Source organism: Oerskovia rustica (assembly GCF_014836555.1).
Lineage (GTDB): Bacteria > Actinomycetota > Actinomycetes > Actinomycetales > Cellulomonadaceae > Oerskovia > Oerskovia rustica.
On the sequence record NZ_JACSQQ010000004.1, the window covers coordinates 119,559 to 128,337 of the forward strand.

Annotated in this window: 8 protein-coding genes; 5 read left to right on the top strand and 3 right to left on the bottom strand. The window is 73.5% G+C overall.

Features of this window, described 5'->3' with window-relative positions:
• Window positions 1–80 precede the first annotated feature (80 nt).
• Window positions 81–3,227, bottom strand: a complete 3,147-nt coding sequence (locus H9652_RS03570; protein WP_191794808.1) for a DUF5979 domain-containing protein — start codon at window positions 3,225–3,227, stop codon at window positions 81–83.
• 209 nt (window positions 3,228–3,436) lie between these two features.
• Between H9652_RS03570 and arfB the strand changes: the two genes are divergently transcribed.
• Complete coding sequence (gene arfB / locus H9652_RS03575) at window positions 3,437–3,874, top strand: alternative ribosome rescue aminoacyl-tRNA hydrolase ArfB (RefSeq protein ID WP_191794810.1); 438 nt, start codon at window positions 3,437–3,439, stop codon at window positions 3,872–3,874.
• Window positions 3,875–4,022: 148 nt separating this feature from the next.
• Here arfB and H9652_RS03580 read toward each other — a convergent pair whose 3' ends face one another.
• A complete protein-coding gene (locus H9652_RS03580) occupies window positions 4,023–4,826 on the bottom strand; it encodes a hypothetical protein (protein ID WP_191794812.1) in 804 nt (267 codons plus the stop codon).
• 197 nt (window positions 4,827–5,023) lie between these two features.
• Between H9652_RS03580 and H9652_RS03585 the strand changes: the two genes are divergently transcribed.
• Entirely contained in the window at window positions 5,024–5,203 is a 180-nt protein-coding gene (locus tag H9652_RS03585) for a hypothetical protein (RefSeq protein WP_138827074.1), read from the top strand.
• Between the two features lie 90 nt (window positions 5,204–5,293).
• On the opposite strand, the gene H9652_RS03590 is transcribed toward H9652_RS03585, so the two are convergent.
• Window positions 5,294–6,265: a pentapeptide repeat-containing protein gene (locus H9652_RS03590; protein ID WP_191794814.1), complete on the bottom strand. Its 972-nt coding sequence runs from the start codon at window positions 6,263–6,265 to the stop codon at window positions 5,294–5,296.
• Window positions 6,266–6,590: 325 nt separating this feature from the next.
• Between H9652_RS03590 and H9652_RS03595 the strand changes: the two genes are divergently transcribed.
• The 3 genes from H9652_RS03595 to H9652_RS03605 all read left to right on the top strand — a co-directional run bounded on the left by H9652_RS03595 (window position 6,591) and on the right by H9652_RS03605 (window position 8,737).
• The gene (locus tag H9652_RS03595) at window positions 6,591–7,037 is read left to right on the top strand and encodes a hypothetical protein (protein WP_191794816.1); all 447 of its coding nucleotides are present in this window, start codon (window positions 6,591–6,593) and stop codon (window positions 7,035–7,037) included.
• Entirely contained in the window at window positions 7,034–7,831 is a 798-nt protein-coding gene (locus H9652_RS20165) for a CPBP family intramembrane glutamic endopeptidase (protein WP_191794819.1), read from the top strand. Before H9652_RS03595 ends, H9652_RS20165 begins: the two co-directional genes overlap by 4 nt.
• Window positions 7,832–7,930: 99 nt before the next feature.
• Window positions 7,931–8,737 (top strand): Lsr2 family DNA-binding protein, encoded by an 807-nt coding sequence (locus H9652_RS03605; protein WP_191794821.1) that lies wholly within the window; start codon window positions 7,931–7,933, stop codon window positions 8,735–8,737.
• Window positions 8,738–8,779: the final 42 nt, after the last annotated feature.

Consider the following 8,779-nt stretch of genomic DNA (forward strand, 5'->3'; position numbering starts at 1 on the left):
CCCCCCCCCGCCCGCCGCTCACCTTCAGCGGTGTGCCCCCGCGCCCGTCGCCGGCCGGCACGGGCGGAGGGCTCAGCGGGTCACGACCGGCGCCGTCGAGCGGCGACCCGCAGCGTCGCACCGCCCGCGACCAGGAGCACCGCGCCCCCGAGGAGCGCGAGCGGCACCGTGACGCCGGTGTTGGACAACCGGTCGACGCCCGGACCCGGGCGCGCCGGGCTCATGTCGAGCGTGTTGGTCACGACGACCCCGAGCACGGTGCCGTCCCCGACGCGGACCTGCTCGGTACTGAGGGCGGCCTCGGTCCAGGTGGCACCGTCGACCGGCGCGGGCGCCTCCTCGACGAGCGTCACGAGGGCGCCGTAGGGGAGGGGCTCGCTGACGACGGGCACGCCGTCGGCCGCGACGACCACGGTGCCCTCGCCCGCTGCGAAGCCGTCACCCGCGGGGTACGCGTAGCGCACGACGAACTCGGCGTCGGGCGGCAGGAGGTGCGCGGCGGTGCCGACGACGTCCTTGCGCACCGAGAGGTACCCGGTCGTCCGCTCGATCGAGTTGACGACGTCGAGCGCGTAGGTCGCGTCCTTCGTGACGACGAAGCTGTTCGCGGCCTCGTACGTCGGGGCCGACCATGCGCCGCCCTCGACGGCCTCGGGGGAGTTCTCCCTGACCGTGACCACGGCCCCGGCAGGGACGTCGCGGACCGTCACCGTGGTGCCGTCACCGGGCACCGAGACCGTCGTCGGTTCGAGGCCCGACCAGGTGTCCCCGGCGGGGTAGGAGTAGGTGAACGTGTACCCGTCCTGGGGTGCGACGAGCGCGGCCCCGGACCCCTCGACACGCTTGGAGAGCGCGAACGCGCCCACGTCCCGCGTGATCGCGTTGGTGAGCGTGACCTCGCTCGTCGTCCCGTCGCCGATCGTCACGGCCGCGGGCGCGAAGATGCCCACCTCGCCCCAGGTCGCTCCTGCGACGTCGGCCGGGGGGAGCTCGGAGAGGGTCAGGACGGCGCCGTAGGGCAGGGGGCCGCTCGTGACGGCCTCGCCGTCCGCCTGCACGACGAGCCGGCCGTCACCCGCCGCGAAGCCCGTGCCTGCGGGGTAGGTGTAGTGCACGACGAACGTGTCGTCGGCGGGCACGAGCCCGGCGCCCGTCCCCTCGATCGCCTTGCGGACCGAGACGAACCCCGCGTTCAGGGTGATCAGGTTGTCGAGGTCGACGGCCACGACGTCGTCCTTGATCACGGTGAACGTCTGCTCGCTGAACGTCGGTTCGCCCCAGGTGCCGCCCTCGACCTCGTCGAGGACCTCCGCGAGCGTGACGCGGGCGCCTGCGGGCACCTGGTCGACCACGACCGCGGGCTCGCCGGCCGTGACGGTCACCTCGCCGGTGCCCGGCTCGTCGATGCCCTGGGACGGGTCGGCAGGGTACGACCACCGGACCGTGAACGTGGGGTCTGGGACGAGCCCTGCCCCGTCCCCCGCGAGGCGCTTGGTGAGGCTGAACGCGCCGAGGTCGCGCGTCAGGGTGTTGGTGACCGTCACGTCCACGGTGCCGCTCGCGTCGGTCACGAGCACCTCGGAGGGCGAGACGGCGGGCGACGACCAGGTACCGCCCGGGACCTTCCTCGGTGCGGGCTCGGTGAAGCGGACCGTCGCCCCGACCGGGAGGTCGGGGACCGAGACCTGGTCACCCGCCGCGGGCAGGGTCACGCGGCCGCTGCCCGCCCCGATGCCGAGGCCGGGGTCGGCGTCCCAGGCGTAGGCCAGGGTGAACGACAGGTCCTGAGGGAGGCGGAGCCCGTCGTCGTTGACGACGACCTTGTGGGCCTGGACGCCCGCGCGGGCGAGGGTCGCCCGGTTGACCAGGCGGATCTCGGTGACGCCACCGAGGTTCGACCGGTCGGCGCCGAAGGTCAGCTCGAGCCGCTCGGAGGTGGTGCCGTCCGGCTGGACGAAGACGGGGTCGGCCCAGGTGACGTTCTCCGGTCCGGTGGGTGCGATCTCCTCGAGGCGGACCGTGGTGCCCTTGAACAGCTCGTCGGTGAGGAAGGTCTGACCGTCGCGCAGCTCGACGGTGCGCTCGTCGGTGACCTGGCCGTCGAGCAGCGCCGTGTAGCGCACGCTGAACGCCGAGGTCAGGGTCGTGTCGCCGTGGAGCTCCTTGGTGAGCTGGAGCTTGCCGAAGTTGCGGCCGACGACGGTGCCGGAGCCCGACCAGCGCGTGGCCTGCCCCGTGACGACGTGCGAGACGTCTCCCTCGATCGTGTACCGGGCGGTGTTCGCGTACGTGGTGGCCTTGCCCTCGTCGAGGGCGCGGACGGTCCACTCGACGCGGTACACCGACCCGGACAGGCCGGTGTGACCTGCGGGGAGCGGCTCGCCCGCGGCGCCGGCGACCGAGGTGAACTCGACCCGGAGCCCGTCCGGGGAGACGGTGACGTCGGAGGGCTCCTTGGCCCGGAGGTCGGCCTGCTCGCGGCCGAGCCGGTCGTAGCTCGTGGACCGGCCCTCGTAGACGGTCGGCGTGCCGAGGAGCTCGTACGCGGTGGGGTCGAGCACGTCCTCGACGACGACGTCGAGCCCTGCGGGCATGCCGTCGCCGGGCGCGGGGACGGACACCGTCCAGGTGATCGTGTCGGTGAGGTTGTCGTACCAGCCCCACTTGCCCTGGTGCTGGCCCTGGTAGGTGCAGCTCTCCGTGCAGCGGTCGGGGTTGGGTGTGACGGTCACGGCGAGGGGGCCGTCGACGGTGCCGAAGTCGAACACGTGCTCGACGGTCTCGAGGTTCTCGAGCCAGACGTCGGCCCGGACGGTGAACTCCCCGCTCATGGCGAGCTCGTGCCCGTCGACGTACGCGGGGTCGACCGTGCACGTGATGGTCGTGGCGCCGACGACGCACTCACCGGCGGGGCCGCCGTCGGGGGAGATCATCGCGAACCGGTCCGCGCGTCCGGTGAGCCCTGCGGGCAGGTCGACGGTCACGCTGACGGGGTTCGTCGCCTCGCCGGGGACGCTCCACCGCACGGTGAGCTCCTGGGTGCTCCCGTCGGGGAACTCCTGCTTGCTGAACGAGATGCTGTCGACGGAGATCGGGGTCCCGGTCGCCGCCTGGGTGGGGAGGGTGCTCGTGGTCACCACGGAGGCGAGCACGAGGAGGAGGGTCAGCAGGAAGGCGACCGGTGATCGTCGTCCGGGGTACGTCCTCCGGTCGGGCAGGGCAGTCACGTCTCACGGGTCCTCTCGTCGCGCGGCGGTGCCGCGGCGCGCCCGGCGGGTCCGGACACTCCCGGGGAGACGTCGCCCGTGCGCGGACATGACGCCGCAATCCGGTGATACCGGTCACAAACTTAGACGTGCGTACCAGAATCTGTGGTGTGTGACCAGCTCCCGCCGCGTCCTCCCGCCGCGCCCCGCCGACGCGGGATGATGGTCCGGTGCCCACCGCCCCGCACCGAGGTCTCGTGGTGAGCCCCGCGCTGACGATCCCGGACGCCGAGCTCACCTGGCGGTTCTCGCGCGCCTCCGGCCCCGGCGGTCAGGGCGTCAACACCACGGACTCGCGCGTCGAGCTGTCGTGGGACGTCGCGTCGTCGGCCGTCCTGAGCGACGCGCAGCGCGCGCGCCTCGTCGAGCGCCTCGACAAGAGGCTCGTCGGGGGAGTGCTCACCGTGACGGCCTCGGAGCACCGCGAGCAGCTCCGCAACCGGGCCGCTGCGCGGACCCGCCTCGCAGCGCTCGTCGCGGACGGCCTCGCCCCGCCCGCGCGGCAACGGCGTGCGACCCGCCCCACGCGCGGCTCGCAGGAACGTCGCCTCGCCGCGAAGAAGCAGCGGACCACGACCAAGCAGATGCGCCGCCGCCCCACGGACTGAAGGCGCCCGACGGCCCGACGGCGGCGCCCACCGGTGCGCCCGCCTCACCGTTCCGGCGGCGGCCGGGACAGCACGACGGCGGCGCACCGGTCCGTGGACCGGCACGCCGCCGTGGTTCGACGGGCTCAGAGGCCCGGAGAGCTGCGGATCAGAAGAGCGGCTCGGTCGAGATCTCCTCGGCGGACGGGGCGACGACCTGCAGGTCCTCGCCCCAGTGGGAGAACGTCATCTCCATGCTCGTCCCCATGAGGTCCATGACGACCTTGCGCATGAGGTCGTCACCGTCGATCCAGTACTGGTACGTCAGCGTCTCGGGGAGAGCGGCGCCCGCGGCCTCCGCCTGCTCCGCCACCGAGCCCGTGAGCTTGGTGGTGTCGACCACGACCGTGTAGGGCTGGGCCTTGACGCCGTCGACGTCCACGGGGTCGCCGTCCTTCTCGACGCTCTTGATCGCGCCGTCGAGCGCCTCGACGCTCGCCGTGGGGTCCATCTGCTCGGTGAGGCCCTCGAACTGGGACGCCATGGGGTTGGACTCGTCGGCGGGGTCGATCGCGACGAACTTGTTCTGGCTGAGCTCGCCCAGGTTCATGTAGAAGACGCCGTCGACGAAGCGGATCTGCATCTCGCCCGAGCCCGGGACCGTCATGGTCATGGCGAGGTTCTGCGAGCCGTCCTTGAAGACGATGTCGCCGGTCATGTCCATGCTGGTGCCCTCGACCGAGGTCGAGGTCGCCATGGTCACGCTGCCCGCCGCGAGCTGCGCGTCGGTGATGCGCTGCACGAAGTTCTCGGCGGTGAGGTCCGACGACGAGTCCTTCGCGGGGGCCTTCTCCCCCTCGGACGTCGCGGCCGAGGAGGACGCAGGGGCGTCGGTACCCGACGAGCAGGCGGCGAGGCCGAGGACCCCGACGGACGCGACGGACAGGACGGCGATACCGCGGACGAGACGCACGAAGAAAGCTCCCTCAGGGGTGGTGGGTGAGTGGTGGCTCGGTGGCCACGAGATCAACTGTGGGGGGTGGAGGCTGTTCGCCGCAATGGGGAGCGCTCCCCATGGCGGGTGATGTGCGCCGTGGAGGGCCTGACCGGGGCAGGATACGCAGTGACCCGGTACCGACCGGTGCCGGGAGCCGACGGAAGGACGAGGACATGAGCGAGTCGAAGGGTGGCGCCCTGGGCGGCCTGGGCGGGTTCGTCGAGAAGGCCAAGGAGGCCCTGACGGACGAGCGCATCGACCAGGTCGCGGACCTGGTCAAGGGCCGCACGTCGGACTCGGTCGACAAGCACGTCGACACGGTCGCGGAGCAGGCCAAGAAGCTCAACAACTGAGCCGAGCGCCAGGAGGGGCGGTCCCGCTGGGGGCCGCCCCGTCGTGCGTCGCGGGCAGGTCCGGGCGCCCCGCCTGCCCGACGGCGCCGCTCACCGCCGCGGTCGGGCCGCCCTGCGCGGGTGGTCGCCGCGGGGACGCGGGCGGGGCTCGGCGGCCGGGGCCGCCGGGGCCGCCGGGGCGGCGGTCCAGTGCCCGGGGCGCTCGAGCCCGTCGGGCAGGCGGGTGGTCGTGTCGCCGCGGGCCGCGTTGACCTGGGCCTGGGTGAGGAACAGCGCGTCGGTGAGGTCCGCGCCGCGCAGGTCGGCCCCCCGCAGGTCGGCCCCGACGAGGTCGGCGCTGCGCAGGTCCGCGCCGCGCAGGTCGGCCCCGACGAGCAGGGCTCCGCGCAGGCTCGCCCCCCGCAGGTCGGCGCGGGCCAGCCGCTTCCCGACCAGGTCGGCGCCGCGGTGGTCCGCACGCCGTCCCCGGGGCTGGTGGCGCGAGCGTGCGCGAGCCACCTCGCTCGCCCGGAGCAGGAGCGGGTTGAGGCCGCTGCGCAGGGCGTCGAGATCCTGTGCGAGCAGGTCCTGCGGGGTACCGAACGAGAGGCGCTCGACCCGGTCCACGGCGGCGCGCAGGTCGGCGGTCAGCGCCGGGTCCGGGCTGCTCTCGCCGGCGCCGGCGCCGTCCCTGCCCGCGGCCAGCGCCACGGCCTCGGTGAGGTACCAGAGCAGCTCGTGGACGTGCCGCAGCACGGGCAGCAGCGCGAACATCGACGACCGCACCTCGGGGTGCTCGCGCCAGTCCTGCCCGGCGAACGTGACCCGGGAGATCTTCTGCCCCGCGCCGAAGCAGTCGTAGACCGTGCAGCCCACGAACCCGCGCTCGCGGAGCTCCGGGTGGACGCCGCACCGGTGGTCGGGCCGCAGGTTGCGGCACGGTTCGCCCGCGTCCTTGTCGATCGGGAAGTCCGCGGAGCGCGTGAACGCGAGCGCCACGCAGCACAGGCCGAAGCAGCTCACGCAGTCGGCGTGCAGGCCGAGGCGTTCTCGTTCGGTGTCGAGACTCGGGGACGACGACATGGGACTCCTGGCGGGGTGGGGGCGGCTCGTCCCAGTAGACCGCGCGCGCCGCCCGCGAGTCGAGCGAGTTCCCGGTGTCCGGTTGTCACCCTGCGGGGGACGCCGGTACGCCGCAGTGCCGACGCACCTGCACGGAACCTCGTCCGCACCTCGCCCGCAGGGTCGATGCGTGCCCCGGTCCGCACGCCTAGCGTGGGAGCAGCGCACCCGGCGCCCCGTCCCACGGACCGGAGGCACCGCGGTGCGCCCGACGGCGCCGCACCCGGCGTCCGTCCCCGTCGGCCCCGCGCACCCCGCCTCGGCCGCAGATCATCCGGAGTGTGCTGTGCAGAGCAAGGTCGGTCCTGTCCTCGTCGTCGTCGGTTCGATCCTGGGCATCGCCCTGCTCGTGGTGGGGTTCCTGGCGCTGCGCACGGCGATCATCGACCGGCCGATCGACTCGTACTTCCTCACGTACGAGGTCACGTCGGACGCGGGGGTCGAGTCGGTCGTCTGGACGCAGGCCCCGGCGGGCGACCGTACGGGCGCGTCGGTCGAGCAGAGCGCGTCCGGTCCTGTCGAGTCGCCGTTCACGACCGAGGCGGTCGTGGCGGCCGGGCAGCCGGCCCGCGTCGTGGCGACCCCCACCGGCGAGGGCACCGCGTCGTGCCGGGTCCTCAAGGACGTCGGTCGCACCAACGAGGCCGTGCTCGTCGAGGCCACCTCGGCCGCTCCGGGTGCTCCCGTGACGTGCGACGTGACGCTGCCCACCGACGGCACGTTCGAGAAGTGAGCCGGTCGTCGAACGACGTCGCCCTGCCCTGGTCGCGGCCGACGTCGGTCCTGTGGGGCGCGACCACGATCGTCGTCCCGTACGCGGTCGCGTTCGGGCTCTACGTGTACGGGGCCGTGCAGATCCTGTCCGGCACGGCGTCCTCGGGCTCGCCCGACGCAGGCGCCATGGCGGTCCTGTGGGGGACGGCGCTCGTGGGCGTCGCCCTGGCGATCGTGCTGGCGGCCCGAGGCGGTGTGGACCGCGCGGACCTGGGGCTCGTCCGTCGTGAGCGGTCGGGCTGGTGGGACCGGCTCGGGTTGTTCGCCGTGGCGTACCTGTTCCTGTGGATCGCGTTCCAGGCCGCGTCCTTCGCCCCGGTCCTGGAGCAGGCGGGGTCCGGCGGCGGTGAGCGTCCCGGGGCGTTCATGGTCCTGCTCTACGCGCTGCACGCGGGCGTGGCCGAGGAGATCCTGATCCTGGCCGTCCCCGTCGCGGTCCTCACGCGGCTGCGGGCACCGGGCTGGGTGCAGGTCGCGGTGATCGTCGTGCTCCGGGGCCTCTTCCACCTCTACTACGGCGTCCCGATGACCGTGACCCTGGTGCTCGTCTGGTCCGTCCTCTTCTGGGTGCTGTACTCGCGTCACCGCGACGTCTGGCCCTTCGTGGCCGCCCACGTCCTGTACGACGTCGTGGTCGCGAACTCGGCGTTCGGACCGGCGGGCAAGGTCGTGGTGCTCCTCGCCGTCGCGCCCCTGGCCCTCGGCGTCGTCACGTGCGTCCGCGCGGCTCTCGCGTGGCGGTCGTCCCGCTGACCGGTGGGCCGTGGGCGTCCTACCGACGGTTGTCCGAGATGTGAAAGAGTTGCCGCGCGCACGTCGACCGGTGTGCGCATCGTTCGCCGAGAGGTCGTCATGGGTTTGCTGAGCTGGTTCAAGGGTCGTCGGAAGAAGGCGGAGGCCGCACCGGTGGTGAGCGTCGCGTCCCTGTTCGACGGCACCCAGAAGACCGCTGCCGACACCACTCCTGCGCAGGCACCGGCCCGCACGACGGCGCCGGTCGCCCCCGCCGCAGCGGCCGAGCCTGCGACGACGCCCGTCGCGATCGCCGTCCTGGAGCCGGAGACCGCGCCGAAGGTCGAGGCGCCGGTGGCCGTCGAGCCCGCCACCGCGGTCGAGACGGTCGAGGTCGCCGAGGTCGTCGAGACCGTTGAGGTCGCCGTGGTCGAGACCGGGACCGAGACCAAGACCGAGGCGGTGGCAGCGGTCGAGGTCGTGGAGACCGAGCCCGTCGTCGAGGCCATCGAGCCGGAGCCGGCGGCCGAGCCGGTCGCAGCCGTCGAGGTCGCCGAGACGGAGGCAGTGGCAGAGGTCGTCGAGGTCGAGGTCGCCGAGGCACCCGAGCAGGTCGAGGTCGTCGAGACCGGAGCCGTCACGGTCGAGGTCGTCGAGTCGGTCGTCGTCGAGGAGGCCCCCGAGGCTGCTGCCGAGCCCGAGCCCGTCGCCCCCGCAGTCGCCCCCGCCGCGACGAAGGCGCCCGCCACCCCCGAGGCCGCTGCGGCCCCGAAGAGCACCGGCTACCTCCTGCCGGGCGAGACGACCGCCGAGATCCGCACCTGGGCGCTCGCGAACGGCCACACCGTGAGCCCCAAGGGCCGCCTGCCGAAGGCCGTCCTCACCGCGTACCGCGCGGCGAACGGCGAGGCCCCGGCAGCGGACTGACCCCCAGCATCCTCCGCCGGTCCACGGACCGGCCCGCGGCGG

What these genes read in the sequence shown, in the direction of transcription:
- H9652_RS03585 (WP_138827074.1), top strand. Translation starts at nt 5,024, where the DNA reads ATGAGCGAGTCGAAGGGTGGCGCCCTGGGCGGCCTGGGCGGGTTCGTC.
- H9652_RS03590 (WP_191794814.1), bottom strand. Translation starts at nt 6,265, where the DNA reads ATGTCGTCGTCCCCGAGTCTCGACACCGAACGAGAACGCCTCGGCCTG.
- H9652_RS03605 (WP_191794821.1), top strand. Translation starts at nt 7,931, where the DNA reads ATGGGTTTGCTGAGCTGGTTCAAGGGTCGTCGGAAGAAGGCGGAGGCC.